Consider the following 17,581-nt stretch of genomic DNA (forward strand, 5'->3'; position numbering starts at 1 on the left):
GGGCTCGACGCCGCAGGTTCAGGCCTGGCCTGCGGTTGCCGGTTCGCTGGCGTGCGCAGGTTTGGGCAGCGACGACAGGAAAGCCATGATCAGCGCTGCCAGGTACGGCAGCGACTGCACCAGCAGCATGGCCACCCAGAAGCGCATGTCCGAGCTCGGCAGGCCCTGTACCAGATAGATCCCGGCAGCGGCGCCCCACAGCAGCAACATGATGAACAGCTCTTCCCGCGCTTCGGAAATTGCCACCAGCAGGCCATGGCTGTCGGCGTTCTTCGGCGTGCGGAAGAACGGCATGCTGCTGGTGAAGAAGCCGTACAGCACCGCCTTGGCGATGGTGTGCGACAGCGCAAGCCCCGCCAGCGCGGCGGCGAAGGCGTCCTTCAGGTCCACCCCCACCGCGCGCCGGTACAGGAACACGATCTTGCCGACCTTGAAGAAGAACAGCGCCAGCGGCGGGATGGCGAACATCATCAGTGGCGGGTCGACCCGGTGCGGCACGATGATCATCGCCGCCGACCACAGCAGTGCACCGACGGTGAAGAAGATGTTCATGCCATCGGCGATCCACGGCAGCCAGCCGGCCAGGAAGTGATAGCGCTGGCCGCGGGTCAGCTCGCTGTCCTTGCCGCGCAGCAGGGCGCCGGCATGGTGCTTGATGATCTGGATGGCGCCGTACGCCCAGCGGAAGCGCTGCTTCTTGAAGTCGATGAAGGTGTCGGGCATCAGGCCCTTGCCGTAGCTGTTGTGGGCGTAGGCGGCCGACAGGCCTTTCTCGAACACCCGCAGGCCCAGCTCGGCATCCTCGCAGATGCACCATTCGGCCCAGCCCAGCTCTTCGAGCACCGAACGCCGGGTCATGGTCATGGTGCCGTGCTGGATGATCGCGTCACGGTCGTTGCGGGTGACCATGCCGATGTGGAAGAAGCCCTTGTACTCGCTGTAGCACAGCTTCTTGAAGGCGCTTTCGTGCTGGTCGCGGTAGTCCTGGGGCGACTGCACCACGGCGATCTTCGGATCGGCGAAGTGCGGCACCATGTGCTTGAGCCAGTTGCGGTCGACGCAGTAGTCCGAGTCGATCACCGCGATCACTTCGGCGTCCTTGGCGGTGTGCGGGATCAGGTAGTTGAGCGCGCCGCCCTTGAAACCGGCCAGGGGCGCGACATGGAAGAACTTGAAGCGCTCGCCCAGCTTTTCACAGTGGGCCTTGAGCGGCTCCCACACGGCCGGGTCCTTGGTGTTGTTGTCGATCACCAGCACTTCGTAGTCGGGGTAGTCCAGCGCGGCGAGGGCGTCGAGGGTCTGCTTGACCATCTCGGGCGGCTCGTTGTAGCACGGCACATGCACCGACACCTTCGGGCGATAGGCGCTGTCGGCGTGCACCGGCAGGAATTCCCGCCGCCTTTTGTGTATCCATACCGCCTCGGCCAGTTCGTGGGCCTCGGTGAGCAGGACGATGAATACACCCAACGCACCAAGCGCCAGCAGTATGCCCACGGTCAGGCTGAACCAGGTGCTGTACTGCTGGCTGTAGTCGTAGGCGATCCACACCAGCACCGACCCGCACAGGAAGGTGATGAAGGTGAGGAAGGTGCGCCCACGCTGGCGCAGAGCCGAGCCATCGATGAACAGCACCATGAGCGCGATCATCGCCAGCACCACCGAGGCCACGGCCAAGGCGCGCCACTGCGGGATGGCGACGATCGGGCCTTCGAAGTTGAACTTCTGCTGGCGCTCGGCGTTGAACACGCCCCAGTACGCACCCACCGAGCCTTCGTCGCTGGCTTTCCACGGCTGGTCGTAGGCTTCGATGACGAAGTAGTTGTAGCCGCGGCGGTTGAGGGTATTGACCAGGGTGCGCAGGTAGATGGCCTGGTCGGCCTGGGTGGCGTCGGCGCCGCCGCGCATGCGGCCATTGCTCGGCCAGCCGACCTCCGAGAGCAGCAGCGGCTTGCGCGGGAACTGCTTGCGCAGCTCGCGGGCGCGGTCGAGGACGAACTGCACCGAGTCCTGCATCGGCACGAACTCCCAGTACGGCAGGATGTGCGCGGCGATCAGGTCGACATGCTTGGCAAGCTCGGGATGTTCCTTCCAGATGTGCCACTGCTCACTGGTGGTCACCGGCACTTTCACCGCCTTGCGCACGCGGTCGAGGTAGGCGATCAGTTCCTCGGGGGTGACTTCTTCGCGGAACAGCGCTTCGTTGCCCACCACCACCCGCACGACGCTGCGCGAGGTGTTGGCCAGGCCGATGGCTTTTTCGATCTCACGCTCGTTGCGCTCCAGGTCCTTGCTGATCCAGATGCCCAGGGTAACCCGCAGGCCCAGTTCCTCGGCCAGGCGCGGCACCTCGGCCTGGGTGCCTTCGACGGTATAGATGCGGATGTTGTCGGTCAGCTTGTTCAGCTGTTCCAGATCCTGGCGAATCTCGTCCTCGCTCGGGTACTGGCCCTTTTGCGGGCTTTCACCGAGGCGGAACGGCGAATAGGAAAAACCGGAGATCTGCTCCGGCCAGGCAGGGGCGGACACCGGGCGGTTGATGAGCGCCCAGAACCCGGTGAACAGCGCGGCGATGGCCAGGACCACCACCAGGTTGAGGCCGAATTTGCGTGATGACATAAGGGTTCGAGGTTCCGAAACTGAGGGCGGGGCGCTGTCTTCGGTGCGTCGGTCCTACGCTTGCCGAAGAAGGCAGTCCGTTGGATTTTCGACAGAGGATGAAGTTCTGTAGCCGCCTGATTGTCGTGCAGATCTTTTTGTCTGATAGGACATTAAAGCAGGCTTGGCAGGACACTTGCCAACGGCAGCCCTTAATCCAGGCGCTTGGCTTATACTGCGCGCCGATTTTTGAGGTATTGGCCTGGGGTACGAACATGAGCACAGAAGATCCACGCTTTGCCGGTGTCGCCCGGCTGTACGGCGATGACGGGCTGCAACGCCTGCGCCAGGCCCATGTGGCCATCGTCGGCATCGGCGGAGTGGGCTCGTGGGCGGCCGAGGCCCTGGCACGCAGCGGCGTGGGTGAAATCAGCCTGTTCGACCTCGACGATGTCTGTGTCAGCAACACCAACCGCCAGGCCCATGCGCTGGACGGCCAGGTGGGGCGTCCCAAGGTCGAGGTGATGGCCGAACGCCTGCGGGCGATCAACCCGGCCTGCACGGTGCATGCGGTGGCCGACTTCGTCACCCGCGAGACCATGGCCGAGTACATCACCGAACAGATGGATTGCGTGATCGACTGCATCGACAGCGTGATGGCCAAGGCCGCACTGATCGCTTGGTGCAAGCGGCGCAAGATCGCCATCACCACCACCGGCGGCGCGGGTGGGCAGATCGATCCGACGCGCATCCAGGTTGGCGACCTGAACAAGACCTTCAACGATCCGCTGGCCTCGCGGGTGCGCTCGACCCTGCGCCGGGATTACAACTTCTCGCGCAATACCAGCCGCAATTACCAGGTGCCTTGCGTGTTTTCCAGCGAGCAGCTGCGCTACCCCAAGGGCGATGGCAGCGTGTGCCTGCAGAAGAGCTTCGTCGGTGAGGGCGTGCGGCTGGATTGTTCGGGCGGTTTTGGCGCGGTGATGATGGTGACCGCGACGTTCGGCATGGTGGCGGCGAGCAAGGCGGTGGAGAAGCTGGTTGCCGGCGCGCGGCGGCCGTCGGAGCGGGTCAAGCCTGAGTAAGTCATCGCGGGGCAAGCCCGCTCCCACGTTGCCTTGGTGTCCAACTTCTTGGGGGCAGTCCAGCTTTGTGGGAGCGGGCTTGCCCCGCGATGGTTTTAGCGCTGGAGCTCAGCCATCCGCTGCAACACCGCATGCAGCCCATTGCTGCGCGATGGCGACAGCTGGCGCTCCAGTCCCAGTTGGTTGAACCAGTCGCCCAGATCCACCTCGGCCAATTCATCGCTGGCCAGCCCCTGCACCCTGACCAGCAACAGCGCCAGCAACCCGCGCAACAACCGCGCATCGCTGCTGGCCTTGAACCGCCACTGACCGTCCATCTGCGCGGCCACCAGCCACACCAGGCTCTCGCACCCATGCACCCGGTTGGCCTCGGTTTTCTCACTGTCGTCCAGCGCTTGCAGCCGATCCCCCCACTGCATCAGCAGCCGTGCCCGTTGCTCCCAGCCGCGTGCCTGCTGGAAACTCTCCAGCGCCTGACTGGCTTCTGGCGACAGGCTCATCGCAGCAGCTCCAGGCCTTGGTCGAGCGCGTCGAAGAAGCGCTGCAGGTCATCGCTGTCGCTGTACAGCCCCAGCGATACGCGGATCGCGCCCTCCAGTCCCATGCCCTTGAGCAGCGGCATGGCGCAATGATGCCCGGCGCGTACGGCAATGCCCTGTTCGGTCAGCAGGTGGGCGATATCGGCGTTGTGCACACCTTCGATGATGAAGCTGGCCAGCGCTGCCTGTGGTGAACCCAGCAGGCGAATGCCTTCGCGATCCCCCAGGCCCCGCAGCAGTTGCTGGTGCAGGCTGGCCTCATGACGGGCAACGGCCTCGCCATCGAGGCTGGCCAGGTAATCCAGGGTCGCCCCCAAGGCGATCACGCTGGCGATTGGTGGTGTGCCGGCCTCGAAGCCCAGCGGCGCGGGACGGAAACTGGCGCTCTGGTACTCGGCCAACTGCACCATTTCGCCACCGAACTGCCAGTGGCGCAGCAGCGCCAGGGCCTGCTGCCGGCCATACAGCACGCCGACACCGTCGGGGCCATACAGCTTGTGGCTGGAGAACACGTAGAAGTCGCAGCCCAGTTGCTGCATATCGTGCCGGCCATGCACCACGCCCTGGGCGCCGTCGACCACGGTCAGCGCGCCTTGGGCCTGGGCGTGCGCCAGCAGGGGAGCCAGGGGTTGCCAGGTGCCGAGCACGTTGGACAGCTGGCTGATGGCGAGCAGGCGAGTCCGTGGGCCGATCAACTGCAGGGCCTGGTCCAGATCGACATGGCCCTGTTCATTCACCGGCAACACCACCAGGCGCAGTTGACGCCGTTGCGCCAGCTGCTGCCATGGCAACAGATTGGCGTGGTGTTCCAGGGCGCTGACGGCGATTTCGTCGCCGGCCTCGAAGCGGTGTTCCAGGCCATAGGCCAGCAGGTTAAGCGCTGAAGTGGCGCCATGAGTGAAGACGATCTGCCGCGAGTCGGCGCCATTGAGCCAGGCGCAGGCTTTGTCACGGCTGGCTTCGAAGGCTTGGGTGGCGAGGGCGCCCGGCAGGTGCTGGGCACGGTGCACGTTGGCCGCGCCATGGCCGTAATAGTGGCTCAGGGCGTCGAGCAGGGCCTGCGGTTTCTGCGTGGTGGCGGCGCTGTCCAGGTAGGTCTGGTGCTGGCGTTGCAGGGCGGCGATGGCGGGGAAGTCGGCACGCCAGGGGGAGGGCTGGAACATGTTCGCGGGGCCTGGAATGAAAAATCGGGGCGGGCCTTGCGGCCAGCCCCGATCTTATCACTTCGAACCCGCAGGTTCTCAGTTGTGGGCGTGCAGCGCCTCGTTCAGCTCGATGGCCGACTTGTGGGTCTTGCACTCCACCGCGCCGTTGAGCGAATTGCGACGGAACAGCAGGTCGGTCTGGCCGGCCAGGTCACGGGCCTTGACCACCTTGACCAGCTGGTTGTTCTCGTCCAGCAGGTTCACCTTGGTACCGGCGGTGATGTACAGGCCGGCTTCCACGGTGTTGCGGTCGCCCAGCGGGATGCCGATACCGGCGTTGGCGCCGATCAGGCAGCCTTCGCCGACCTTGATGACGATGTTGCCGCCACCGGACAGGGTGCCCATGGTCGAGCAGCCGCCGCCGAGGTCCGAGCCCTTGCCGACGAATACGCCAGCGGAGACGCGGCCTTCGATCATGCCCGGGCCTTCGGTGCCGGCGTTAAAGTTGACGAAGCCTTCGTGCATGATGGTGGTGGCTTCGCCGATGTAGGCGCCCAGGCGCACGCGGGCGGCATCGGCGATGCGCACACCGGCCGGCACGACGTAGTCGGTCATCTTCGGGAACTTGTCCACCGAGAACACTTCCAGCAGTTCGCCCTTCAGGCGCGCTTCCAGTTGCAGTTCGGCCAGTTCGGCCAGGTCGACCGCGCCCTGGTTGGTCCAGGCCACGTTCGGCAGCAGCGGGAAGATGCCGGCCAGCGAAACGCCGTGTGGCTTGACCAGGCGGTGCGACAGCAGGTGCAGCTTGAGGTACGCCTCTGGGGTGGACGCCAGGGCACCGTCTTCGGCCAGCACGGTGGCGACCAGCGGCTTGTGGCTCTCGGCCAGGCGAGTCAGCAGGGCGGCCTGGGCGGCATCGACGCCTTTCAGGGCCTCGGCCAGCTGCGCGGCCTGGGCGTTGCTGAAGGCGATGGCCTGGTTGCCACCTTCATAGCCAAGGATCGGCGCGATGGCGGCGACCAGCTCGGCGGATGGGTTGAGCAAAGGCTGCGCGTAGAAGACTTCCAGCCAGGCGCCCTGGCGGTTCTGGGTGCCGACGCCGAAGGCCAGGCTGAACAGGGTATTGGACATGTGATTACCTCGTGCGAAATAGGGTAGGGGCTCAGGCCAGGGCAGCGGCGTACAGGTCGGGCTTGAAGCCGACCAGGGTACGCGCGCCAAGGTCCAGCACCGGGCGTTTGATCATCGACGGCTGGGCCAGCATCAGCTCGACGGCCTTGGCCTGGTCGAGGTCTGCCTTGCTGGCGTCGTCCAGCTTGCGGAAGGTGGTGCCGGCACGGTTGAGGATGACTTCCCAGCCGTGTTCGTCGCACCAGCGGTTCAGGCTGTCACGGTCGATGCCTTGGGTTTTGTAATCGTGGAATTGGTAGGCGATGGCCTTGTCTTCGAGCCAGGTACGCGCCTTTTTCATGGTGTCGCAGGCTTTGATGCCGTAGAGAGTGTAAGCCATTGAATGCCTGGGGCTGCCGGGCCTGGCCGGGCGTCCCCGATGCTCCTTGAAGACTGGGTGGGGGCGATTATGCGATATCAAGGGTGCTGGCGCCACGGCTGCGGGCCAGAAGGTACGGCTTGAGGTGTGTCATTCGCGTGCGGGTAGCATTGTGTTACATATTCTGGGTCTGGTTGCGACTATCGTGGAGCGGTCCAGCCTAGCCGGTCGCCGCTAACATATTGTTTCAAAGGCGATGTTTCGCCCCCGCTGTCGTTGTTTCGATTACACAGGAAGCTTGCCGATGCAGTCAGCCTATACCGTCCTAATCCTGCTGATGCTGGTGAGCCTGTCGAAACTGGTGGGGCGCGTGGTGCCGCTGCCGTTGCCGTTGGTGCAGATCGGCGCAGGCGCCTTGCTGGCCTGGCCGACCCTGGGCCTGCATGTGGCGCTGGACCCGGAACTGTTCCTGTTCCTGTTCTTGCCGCCGCTGCTGTTCGCCGATGGCTGGCGCATGCCCAAGCGCGAACTGTGGCGCATCCGCGGGCCTGTGGTGGCGCTGGCGGTGGGGCTGGTGTTGTTCACCGTGGTCGGCGCCGGTTACTTCATCCACTGGTTGCTGCCGAGTATCCCGTTGGCCGTCGCCTTCGCCCTGGCGGCGGTGTTGTCGCCCACCGATGCCGTGGCGGTCTCGGCCATCGCCCAGGACCGCTTGCCTACCCCGCTGATGCACATGCTCCAGGGCGAAGCGCTGATGAACGACGCCTCGGGCCTGGTGACCTTCAAGTTCGCTCTGGTCGCGGCCATCACCGGGGTGTTCTCCCTGACCGAAGCCAGCCTCACCTTCGTTGTTGTCGCCCTGGGCGGCCTGGCGGTGGGGGTGGTCCTGAGCTGGCTGGTGGGGCGCCTGCGCATGTGGATGATCACCCGCGGCTGGGACGACCCGGCCACCCACGTGGTGTTCATGTTGCTGTTGCCGTTCGCTGCCTACGTGCTGGCCGAGCGCCTTGGGGTGTCGGGCATTCTTTCGGCGGTGGCCGCCGGCATGATGCAGAGCTGGCTTGACCTGCTACCACGCCAGACCAGCACGCGCCTGCTCAACCGCAGTGTCTGGTCGTTGCTCGAATTCGCCTTCAATGGCCTGATCTTCCTGCTGCTGGGCCTGCAGTTGCCGGACATCATCAAGGCGGTGGTCAGTCACGAGCCGGCCGTCTGGCCGGCGTTGGCCTGGCGTTGTCTGGACGTGCTGGCGATTTTCGCCGCGCTGGTGTTGCTGCGCTTCGTCTGGGTGCAGAGCATCTGGCGTGCCATCGGCGTGGTGCGGCGCTGGCGCGGCAAGCCGGCGCTGGTGCTGATGCCGACTGCGCGGTCGTGCTGGCTGTTGACCCTGGGTGGGGTACGCGGTGCGGTGACCCTGGCCGGCGTGATGTCGATCCCGTTGCTGATCGGGGCTGGCCAGGCCTTTCCTGAGCGTGACCTGCTGATCTTCATTGCCGCTGGGGTGATCCTGTTGTCGCTGGTCAGTGCCGTGATCGCCTTGCCGATCCTGCTGCGCGGCGTTACCCGCAGCCCGGATGAGCGTCTGCGCCAGGAAGTTCAGGAAGCCTGGCGACGCACGGCGGAGGCTGCGATCCATGCCTTGGAGGCAGAAGAGGTGACCGACGCCAATGCACCGCAGGATGCCGCCCAGGCCACCTTGGCGGCCGAGCTCAAGGCGCGGTTGATGGCTGAGTACCGCGATGAGCTCGACAGTTACAACGACAGCGCCGAGGCCCGGGCGCTGGCCGAACAGATGGACTTGCTGGAGCGCCGTTTGCGGCAGAGGGCGCTGCGGGCGCAGCGGTTGGAACTGTACAACCTGCATCGCCAGCATCTGGTGGGCGACGAAGTGGTTCGCCAGGTACTGGGCGAGCTGGACATGAGTGAGGCGAACCTGGGGCAGGTCAGGTAGGGCGCCGAAACCGGGGAGAGCCCGTGCCCACCAGGAGCACGGGCGTTGCCTTGCTTACTCGCAGGCGGCAGAGCGATCGAGGCGTAGCAGGGTTTCGCCCGTCTCGATGAAGCCATTGTCGTTCACATCCATCAGGGCCAGGATTCGTTCCATGTCCTCGCTGGTGTGGTAGTCCTCGAAGCGCTTCCTGAATTCTTCGAGCGAAACCTTGCCGTCGCCGTTGTCATCCATTTCGAGGAGCCAGGTCTTGGCATCCTGACATATATCGTTACTGATCAGGGGCATGGGTATTACCTCGTCTGCGGTAGAGGAGGCGTGACTCTAGTGCCGGTCTGGCCGAGGCCGATATTGGCGTTTTCACCCTGGCCGGTAGGGCAATTCGATTTCGTCGAATTGCCCTGCTGGTCGGTACTGGTTTCTGGGTGGGTCAGCGGGTCAGGAAGGCACGAATACGCTCGGCGGCCTCGATGCACTCGGCCAACGGCGCGACCAATGCCATGCGCACACGGCCAGCGCCTGGGTTGACGCCATCCACTTCACGGGACAGGTACGAGCCCGGCACCACGGTCACGTGTTCGGCCTCGAACAGGTCGCGGGTGAAGGCGGCGTCGTCGTTGCCCGGTACCTTGGCCCACAGGTAGAAACTGCCGTCCGGGCGCTGAACGTCCATTACCGGTTGCAGGATGTCGAGCACCGCATCGTACTTGGCGCGGTAAAGGTCGCGGTTCTCGCGCACATGGGCCTCGTCCTGCCAGGCGGCGACGCTGGCCAGCTGGGTTTGCACCGGCATGGCGCAGCCGTGGTAGGTGCGGTACAGCAGGAACGGCTTGATGATGCTGGCGTCGCCAGCGACGAACCCCGAGCGCAGGCCAGGCAGGTTGGAGCGCTTGGACAGGCTGTGGAACACCACGCAGCGCTTGAAGTCACTGCGGCCAAGCTCGGCGCAGGCGCTCAGCAGGCCCGGAGGCGGTGCGTCTTCGTCGAAATACAGCTCGCTGTAGCACTCGTCGGCGGCGATCACGAAATCGTGCTCGTCGGCCAGGGCGATCAGCTTCTTCAGGGTGTCCATCGGCACCAGCGCGCCGGTGGGGTTGCCCGGCGAGCACAGGAACAGGATCTGGCAGCGCTTCCACACTTCGGCCGGCACGGCGTCGAAGTCGGGGTTGAAGCCGTTGCTTTCCAGGCACGGCAGGTAATGCGGGGTGGCGCCGGCCAGCAGCGCCGCGCCTTCGTAGATCTGGTAGAACGGGTTGGGGCTGACCACCAGGCCGTCATCGGCACGGTTGACCACGGCCTGGGTGAAGGCGAACAGTGCCTCGCGGGTGCCGTTGACCGGCAGGATATGGCGCTCGGCATCGAGCCAGCCGGCCGGCACGCCGAAACGCCGCTCGCACCACTGGCCGATGGCCTGGCGCAGGGTCGGCAGGCCGATTGTGCTCGGGTACACCGCCAGCTTGTCGAGGTTGTCGGCCATGGCCTGGGCGACGAATGCCGGCGATGCATGCTTTGGCTCACCGATCGACAGGGCGATGGCGCGTTTGTCCGCTGCCGGTTGTACGGTGCCCAGCAGGGCGCGCAGTTTCTCGAACGGGTAGGGCTGAAGGTGGGTCAAGGCATGGTTCATCGGCGCAAGGTCTCGTAATCGTCAAAAGGTCATGCGGGTAGGGCTGGCGTCGCTGGCCTGGCCGGCCTGCAGCTGCTGGACGATGGCTTCCTGCAGGCGGCTGCACAGCTGCGGGTCGGACAGCGGCTGGTTGTCGGCATCGGTGATGAAGAACACGTCTTCCACGCGTTCGCCCAGGGTGGCGATCTTGGCGTTCTGCAGCGACAGGTCGAACTCCAGGAAGATCCGCCCGATCCGCGCCAGCAGGCCGGGGCGGTCGGGGGCGGTGATCTCGAGGATGGTCACCGGGCGCTGGGCGTCGTTGAGGATGGTCACCTGGGGTGGGAAGTCGAAATGCTTGAGCTGGCGCGGCACCCGGCGCTGGATGATGGTCGGGTAGTCCTCGGGGTTGCGCAGGGCTTCGGTCAGGCCGTCGCGGATCTGTTTGACCCGCTGCGGGTTGTCGCCGATCGAACCGCCGTCGTTGTCGAGCACGATGTAGGTGTCGAGGGTGAACTGGCTGCTCGAGGTGATGATGCGCGCGTCGTGGATGTTCAGGTTGAGCTGCGACATCGCGGCGACGGTCACGGCGAAGAAGTCGTGCTGGTCGGGGGCGTAGATGAAGATCTGCGTGCCGCCCTCGAACTCGCGCTGGGTGGTCTCCTTGATCAGCACCAGCGGGCCGCCATCGGCCGGCTGCTGGAGGATCGCGTCGGAGTGCCAGGCCACGTCGGCGGCGTTGTGCTTGAGGAAATAGTCATCGCCCAGCTGCGACCAGAGCTGCTCGACGTCGTCCGGGTCGGTGCCTTCGCGCACCAGGATGTCCAGTGCCGCGGTTTGCGTCTGGCGAATCTGCTCTTCGCGGTCCAGCGGGTTTTCCAGGCCGCGACGCAGCGCACGCTTGGTCTCGGTGTAGAGCTGGCGCAGCAGGCTGGCGCGCCAGGAGTTCCACAGGCTGGGGTTGGTGGCATTGATGTCGGCCACGGTCAGCACGTAGAGGTAGTCCAGGCGTGTCTCGTCGCCGACATGCAGGGCGAAATCGTTGATCACCTGTGGGTCGGAGAGGTCCTTGCGCTGGGCGGTGGTCGACATCACCAGGTGGTTCAGCACCAGCCAGACGATCAGGCGGCTGTCCCAGGCCGGCAGCTGGTGGCGCTCGCAGAACGCCTGCGCGTCGACGGCGCCCAGCTCCGAGTGGTCGCCCTGGCGGCCCTTGCCGATGTCATGGTACAGCCCGGCCAGGTAGATCAGCTCGGGTTTGGGCAGGCGACCCATGAGCTTGCTGGCCAGCGGGAATTTTTCCGATACCGGGGTGTACTGCAGTTTGCGCAGGTGCTTGATCAGGTTGAGGGTGTGGGCATCGACCGTATAGATGTGGAACAGGTCGTGCTGCATCTGCCCGACGATCAGGCCGAACTCCGGCAGGTAGCGGCCAAGAATGCCGTAGCGATTCATCCGTCGCAGGTTACGGTGGATGCCGATCTCGCACTTGAACAGCTCGATGAACAGGCTGGTGTTGCGAATGTCGTGGCGGAACTTGTCGTCGATCAGGTGGCGGTGTTCGCGCAGCAGGCGCACGGTGTCGGCGCGTACCCCCTTGATTTCGGGGTGCTGGGCCATCAGCACGAAGATCTCGAGCATGGCGAACGGTGTGCGGCGGAACACGTTGGGGCTTACCGCTTCTATATAGCCGTCGTGCAGGCGGAAGCGGGCATTGAGCGGTGTGGTGCTGCCACTGTCGTCATCGGCGAGGATCACTTCCTCGAAGTGCTGGATGATCAGGTCGCACAACTGGCTGATGCTCATCACCACCCGGTAGTACTGCTGCATGAACTGCTCGATGGCGCGCTTGGGGTTTTCGTCGCTGTAGCCCAGCAAGGTGGCGATGCTGCGCTGGTGGTCGAACAGCAGGCGATCTTCGGCGCGGCCGGCGAGCATGTGCAGGGCGTAGCGCACGCGCCAGAGGAAGGCCTGCGAAGAGGCCAGCAACTCGTTCTCGCTCTCCAGCAGGAAGCCTTCGCCGGCCAGCGCGTGCAGGTTCAGGGTGCCGTACTGGCGGCGAGCCACCCACAGTACGGTCTGGATGTCGCGCAGGCCGCCGGGCCCACCTTTGACATTGGGCTCGAGGTTGTACTCGGTGTCGTTGTACTTGTGGTGGCGGGCCTTGAGTTCGGCGCGCTTGGCCAGGAAGAACTCCTTGCTCGGCCACATGTGCGCGGTGCTGGTGACTTCCAGCATGCGCTGGCGCAGCGGCTCGGGGCCGGCAATGGTGCGGCTTTCCATCAGGTTGGTGATGACCGTGAGGTCGGCCCGGGCCTGCTCGGCGCACTCGTCCACGGTGCGCACGCTCTGGCCGACTTCCAGGCCGATGTCCCACAGCAGGGTAAGGAAACGTTCGATGGCGTCGCGGTACTGCTCGTGCTCGGCGGCGTCGAGCAGGATCAGCAGGTCGATGTCCGACCAGGGGTGCAACTCGCCACGCCCGTAGCCGCCGACCGCCACCAGGGCGATGCCGTGCGCCTGGCCCCAGGTGAACTGGTGCCAGGCCTGCTGCAGGATGTTGTCGACGAACCAGGCGCGGTCCTCGATCAGCCGACGGATCTCGCGGCCTTCACGGAAACGCTTGTCGAGCACCTCGCCGGCCATGCGAATGGCTTTCTTGAAAGCGGCGATGGGGCTTGCCTTGAGGGCCAGTTCCGCCTGGAACTGGCCACGGTCGAACAGCTCGGGATCCACCTGGGGCATCGAGTCGCGTTCCTGTGTATGAAGATCAGGCCGAGGTGCGCGGCAGGGTGTCGTCCTTGCGCAGGGTGAACACCTCGTAGCCGGTGGCGGTCACCACCAGGGTGTGTTCCCACTGGGCGGAGAGCTTGCGGTCCTTGGTGATGGCGGTCCAGCCGTCGCCCAGTACCTTGGTGTCGGCCTTGCCCTGGTTGATCATCGGTTCGATGGTGAAGGTCATGCCTTCCTTGAGTTCCATGCCGGTGCCGGCGCGGCCGTAGTGCAGGATCTGCGGCTCTTCGTGGAACACCTTGCCGATGCCGTGGCCGCAGAACTCACGAACCACCGAGAAACCGTTCTTCTCGGCGTGTTTCTGGATCACTTCGCCGATATCGCCCAGGCGGCAGCCCGGCTTGACCAGCTCGATGGCCTTGTACAGGCACTCCTGGGTGACCTGCGACAGGCGCTCGGCCCAGGGCGCGACGGTGCCGACGTGGAACATGCGGCTGGTGTCGCCGTGGTAGCCGTCCTTGATCACGGTGACATCGATGTTGATGGTGTCACCGTCCTTGAGCGGCTTCTCGTTGGGGATGCCGTGGCACACCACATGGTTGATCGAGGTGCAGATCGACTTGGGGAAGCCTTTGTAGTTGAGCGGCGCCGGGATCGCCTGCTGGACGTTGACGATGTAGTCGTGGCACAGGCGGTCGAGCTCTTCGGTGGTGACACCGGGCTTGACGTGCGCTTCGATCATTTCCAGCACTTCGGCGGCCAGGCGGCCGGCAATGCGCATCTTTTCGATGTCTTCTGCAGTCTTGATGGTAACGGTCATGAACAGGCTCTCTACGGCACCGCGTACGGCGCAAACAAACGGGAAAGGCCGGATTCTAACAGAGCGCGGCGGCGATCTGTCGGGATAAACCGGTAGTTCCGGCGGTCTATTGAAGGCATTCTGGCCCCAAAGCGGGGCTGCTGCAAAAGCCGCTGACGGACGAAGCATCATGCGGGTTCCGTTCGTTCGTACTCTGTGGTATAAAATGCGCCGCTTTCGGGGGATGACCTCCGTAAGCTCAAACCCACACACGTGTCGACACGATGACCTGGGTGCCCCGAATCCACGGATTCGCGGGTTGGTCATTGGGATGCGTGGAGGCCCAACCCGACTTATCAAGGAACTATCATGTCCCAAGTCAACATGCGCGATATGCTGAAGGCCGGTGTGCACTTCGGCCACCAGACCCGTTACTGGAACCCGAAAATGGGCAAGTACATTTTCGGCGCGCGTAACAAGATCCACATCATCAACCTGGAAAAAACCCTGCCGATGTTCAACGACGCTCTGTCGTTCGTCGAGCGCCTGGCCCAGGGCAAGAACAAGATCATGTTCGTCGGCACCAAGCGTTCCGCCGGCAAGATCGTCGCCGAGCAAGCTGCTCGTTGCGGTTCGCCATACGTTGACCACCGCTGGTTGGGCGGCATGCTGACCAACTACAAAACCATCCGTGCTTCGATCAAGCGTCTGCGCGACCTGGAAGTCCAGGCCGAAGATGGCACCTTCGCCAAGCTGACCAAGAAAGAAGCCCTGATGCGTTCGCGCGATCTGGAAAAACTGGACCGCAGCCTGGGTGGTATCAAGGACATGGGCGGTCTGCCTGACGCACTGTTCGTTATCGACGTTGATCACGAGCGCATCGCGATCACCGAAGCCAACAAGCTGGGCATCCCGGTTATCGGCGTTGTCGATACCAACAGCAGCCCAGAAGGCGTTGACTACGTCATTCCAGGTAACGACGACGCCATCCGCGCCATCGAGCTGTACATGACTTCGATGGCTGACGCCGTCATCCGCGGCCGCAACAACGTTGCTGGCGGCACCGAAGTCTACGTTGAAGAAGCGGCTGCACCTGCTGCTGAGTAATTGACGCTTAGCGTCTACTTGGCACGCAAAAAGGGGGCTAGGCCCCCTTTTTGCCACCTTGAAATCCTGCTGTCAGCAACGCCCCCGCATCATGGGCGCGCTGATACATAAAGGCAGCGGATTTGCAGAATTTAACGCCCGTGAAGAACGGGTGGAATGGTTGAAAAACTTTCCAAGAGGATTTTGAAATGGCAGCAATTACTGCAGCGCTGGTCAAAGAACTGCGCGAGCGTACCGGCGAAGGCATGATGGATTGCAAGAAGGCCCTGGAAAAGGCCGGCGGCGACATCGAAAAAGCCATCGACGACATGCGTGCTTCGGGCGCCATCAAGGCCGCCAAGAAAGCCGGCAACGTTGCCGCTGAAGGCGCTATCGCCGTCAAGACCGACGGTAAAGCCGCCGTTCTGCTGGAAGTGAACTCGCAGACCGACTTCCTGGCCCTGCAAGACGACTTCAAGAACTTCGTCGCTGAAAGCGTTGAAGAAGCCTTCTCCCAGAAGCTGACCGAAGCCGCTCCGCTGATCGCTTCCCGCGAAGCCGCTCGCGAAGCCCTGGTTGCCAAGTGCGGCGAGAACGTCAACATCCGTCGCCTGGTGCGCGTTGAGGGTGACGTTGTCGGTGCCTACCTGCACGGCAACAAGATCGGTGCTGTCGTTGTCCTGAAAGGCGGCGACGTCGAGCTGGCCAAGAACATCGCCATGCACGTTGCAGCTTCGAACCCAGAGTTCCTGCTGCCGTCGGAAGTTTCGGCCGAAGCCATCGAGCGCGAGAAGGGCGTCTTCATGCAGCTGAACGCTGACAAGATCGCCGGCAAGCCAGAAAACATCGTCGAGAACATGGTCAAGGGCCGTATCTCGAAGTTCCTGGCCGAAGCTTCGCTGGTCGAGCAAGCCTTCGTCATGAACCCGGAAATCAAGGTCGGCGAGCTGGCCAAGAAAGCCGGTGCTGAAATCGTTTCCTTCACCTACTTCAAAGTAGGCGAAGGCATCGAGAAGCCAGTCGACAACTTCGCTGAAGAAGTTGCTGCTCAGCTGGCTGCTGCCAAGCAGTAAGACAGACTCGTCTGTCGCCCCAAAGAGGCTGCCCGCTCACGCGCGCAGCCTCTTTGTCAAAGCGGCAGCGGTTTACCCAACCGCTGCTCGCTGACGCACAAGCGTGCGTCACGCTAGAGTTACGCGCAGGCTGAAACAGCCCGCCAGAATTTTACAAACGCCGCAGGAGAGATTCGCAATGGCTCAGCAGGGCAGTGGTTATCAGGCTCGCTATAAACGCATTCTACTCAAACTGAGCGGCGAGGCCCTGATGGGCTCGGAAGAGTTCGGGATCGACCCCAAGGTCCTGGATCGCATGGCGCTGGAAGTTGGCCAACTGGTCGGTATCGGTGTTCAGGTCGGTCTGGTGATCGGTGGTGGCAACCTGTTCCGTGGCGCGGCGCTCAGTGCAGCCGGCATGGACCGTGTCACCGGCGACCACATGGGCATGCTGGCAACCGTGATGAACGCCCTGGCCATGCGCGACGCGCTGGAGCGTGCGAACATCACCGCCATCGTCATGTCGGCCATCTCCATGGTCGGTGTGACCGATCACTATGATCGCCGCAAAGCCATGCGTCACCTGAACGCGAAAGAAGTCGTGATCTTCGCGGCCGGTACCGGCAATCCGTTCTTTACCACCGACTCCGCCGCTTGCCTGCGCGCCATCGAAATCGATGCCGACGTAGTATTGAAAGCAACCAAGGTCGATGGTGTATACACTGCAGATCCATTCAAAGACCCGCATGCCGAGAAGTTCGATCATCTGACCTACGATGAAGTGCTGGATCGCAAGCTGGGTGTAATGGACCTGACGGCAATTTGTCTGTGCCGCGACCACAAGATGCCGCTGCGCGTCTTCAACATGAATAAGCCTGGCGCCCTGCTGAACATCGTGCACGGCGGCGCTGAAGGAACCCTGATCGAGGAAGTTCAGAAATGATCAACGACATCAAGAAAGACGCCCAGGACCGCATGGGCAAGTCCATCGAGGCGCTGGGTCGCCACCTGGCTGCCATCCGCACCGGCCGTGCCCACCCAAGCATCCTGGATAGCGTCAAGGTTCCGGCCTGGGGTAGCGACATGCCGCTGAACCAGGTGGCCGCGATCACCGTCGAAGATGCCCGCACCCTGAAGATCGTCGCCCACGACAAGAACCTCAGTGCAGCCATCGAGAAGGCCATCCTGACCTCCGACCTGGGCCTGAACCCGTCCAGCGCCGGTACCACCATCCGTGTACCGATGCCGGCCCTGACCGAGGAAACTCGCAAGGGTTACACCAAGCAGGCCAGCGGCGTTGCCGAAGATGCCAAGGTTGCCGTGCGCAACGTGCGTCGCGATGCCCTTGCCGACCTGAAGAAGCTGACCAAGGACAAGGAAATCAGCGAAGACGAAGAGCGTCGCGCCGCTGACGAAATCCAGAAGCTGACCGACAAGTTCGTCGCCGAAGTCGACGCCGCGTACAAAGCCAAGGAAAAGGACCTGTTGGCCGTCTAAGGCCGAG

15 protein-coding genes are annotated in these 17,581 nt (G+C 63.6%); 6 read left to right on the forward strand and 9 right to left on the reverse strand.

The window, feature by feature from the left end; all coding sequences use genetic code 11:
* Window positions 1-18: 18 nt before the first annotated feature.
* Entirely contained in the window at window positions 19-2,616 is a 2,598-nt protein-coding gene (locus tag F6X61_RS16770; protein WP_153787556.1) for a glycosyltransferase, read from the reverse strand.
* 254 nt (window positions 2,617-2,870) lie between these two features.
* Here F6X61_RS16770 and tcdA point away from each other — a divergent pair, with 254 nt between their 5' ends.
* Window positions 2,871-3,680, forward strand: coding sequence for a tRNA cyclic N6-threonylcarbamoyladenosine(37) synthase TcdA (gene tcdA, locus F6X61_RS16775; protein WP_153787557.1), 810 nt, complete (start codon window positions 2,871-2,873; stop codon window positions 3,678-3,680).
* A gap of 95 nt (window positions 3,681-3,775) precedes the next feature.
* Here tcdA and F6X61_RS16780 read toward each other — a convergent pair whose 3' ends face one another.
* From F6X61_RS16780 to F6X61_RS16795, 4 genes are all read right to left on the reverse strand, one after another.
* Entirely contained in the window at window positions 3,776-4,180 is a 405-nt protein-coding gene (locus tag F6X61_RS16780; RefSeq protein ID WP_153787558.1) for a SufE family protein, read from the reverse strand.
* Window positions 4,177-5,382 (reverse strand): cysteine desulfurase, encoded by a 1,206-nt coding sequence (locus F6X61_RS16785; protein ID WP_153787559.1) that lies wholly within the window; start codon window positions 5,380-5,382, stop codon window positions 4,177-4,179. Before F6X61_RS16785 ends, F6X61_RS16780 begins: the two co-directional genes overlap by 4 nt.
* A 78-nt stretch (window positions 5,383-5,460) precedes the next feature.
* The gene (gene dapD, locus F6X61_RS16790; protein WP_125465222.1) at window positions 5,461-6,495 is read right to left on the reverse strand and encodes a 2,3,4,5-tetrahydropyridine-2,6-dicarboxylate N-succinyltransferase; all 1,035 of its coding nucleotides are present in this window, start codon (window positions 6,493-6,495) and stop codon (window positions 5,461-5,463) included.
* Between the two features lie 31 nt (window positions 6,496-6,526).
* Entirely contained in the window at window positions 6,527-6,874 is a 348-nt protein-coding gene (locus F6X61_RS16795) for an ArsC family reductase (RefSeq protein ID WP_153787560.1), read from the reverse strand.
* A gap of 283 nt (window positions 6,875-7,157) precedes the next feature.
* Between F6X61_RS16795 and F6X61_RS16800 the strand changes: the two genes are divergently transcribed.
* Window positions 7,158-8,804 (forward strand): Na+/H+ antiporter, encoded by a 1,647-nt coding sequence (locus F6X61_RS16800; protein ID WP_153787561.1) that lies wholly within the window; start codon window positions 7,158-7,160, stop codon window positions 8,802-8,804.
* Window positions 8,805-8,858: 54 nt separating this feature from the next.
* Here the strand turns inward: F6X61_RS16800 and F6X61_RS16805 are convergent, their stop codons facing one another.
* From F6X61_RS16805 to map, 4 genes are all read right to left on the reverse strand, one after another.
* The gene (locus F6X61_RS16805) at window positions 8,859-9,089 is read right to left on the reverse strand and encodes a hypothetical protein (protein ID WP_153787562.1); all 231 of its coding nucleotides are present in this window, start codon (window positions 9,087-9,089) and stop codon (window positions 8,859-8,861) included.
* Between the two features lie 142 nt (window positions 9,090-9,231).
* Window positions 9,232-10,428, reverse strand: a complete 1,197-nt coding sequence (gene dapC / locus F6X61_RS16810) for a succinyldiaminopimelate transaminase (protein WP_153787563.1) — start codon at window positions 10,426-10,428, stop codon at window positions 9,232-9,234.
* 21 nt (window positions 10,429-10,449) lie between these two features.
* Entirely contained in the window at window positions 10,450-13,152 is a 2,703-nt protein-coding gene (locus tag F6X61_RS16815; protein WP_153787564.1) for a [protein-PII] uridylyltransferase, read from the reverse strand.
* Between the two features lie 25 nt (window positions 13,153-13,177).
* Window positions 13,178-13,960, reverse strand: coding sequence for a type I methionyl aminopeptidase (gene map / locus F6X61_RS16820; RefSeq protein WP_110992424.1), 783 nt, complete (start codon window positions 13,958-13,960; stop codon window positions 13,178-13,180).
* A 348-nt stretch (window positions 13,961-14,308) separates the two neighbouring features.
* Between map and rpsB the strand changes: the two genes are divergently transcribed.
* The 4 genes from rpsB to frr all read left to right on the forward strand — a co-directional run bounded on the left by rpsB (window position 14,309) and on the right by frr (window position 17,574).
* On the forward strand, window positions 14,309-15,046 hold the full coding sequence (gene rpsB / locus F6X61_RS16825) for a 30S ribosomal protein S2 (RefSeq protein WP_110992423.1): 738 nt from the start codon (window positions 14,309-14,311) through the stop codon (window positions 15,044-15,046).
* A gap of 188 nt (window positions 15,047-15,234) precedes the next feature.
* A complete protein-coding gene (tsf, locus tag F6X61_RS16830; RefSeq protein ID WP_153787565.1) occupies window positions 15,235-16,098 on the forward strand; it encodes a translation elongation factor Ts in 864 nt (287 codons plus the stop codon).
* Between the two features lie 178 nt (window positions 16,099-16,276).
* On the forward strand, window positions 16,277-17,020 hold the full coding sequence (pyrH, locus tag F6X61_RS16835) for a UMP kinase (RefSeq protein WP_016392310.1): 744 nt from the start codon (window positions 16,277-16,279) through the stop codon (window positions 17,018-17,020).
* Window positions 17,017-17,574, forward strand: coding sequence for a ribosome recycling factor (frr, locus tag F6X61_RS16840; RefSeq protein WP_110992421.1), 558 nt, complete (start codon window positions 17,017-17,019; stop codon window positions 17,572-17,574). Before pyrH ends, frr begins: the two co-directional genes overlap by 4 nt.
* The last annotated feature ends 7 nt before the right edge of the window (window positions 17,575-17,581 follow it).

Origin of the sequence: Pseudomonas sp. EMN2 (assembly GCF_009650555.1) — a bacterium.
GTDB classification, from domain to species: domain Bacteria; phylum Pseudomonadota; class Gammaproteobacteria; order Pseudomonadales; family Pseudomonadaceae; genus Aquipseudomonas; species Aquipseudomonas sichuanensis.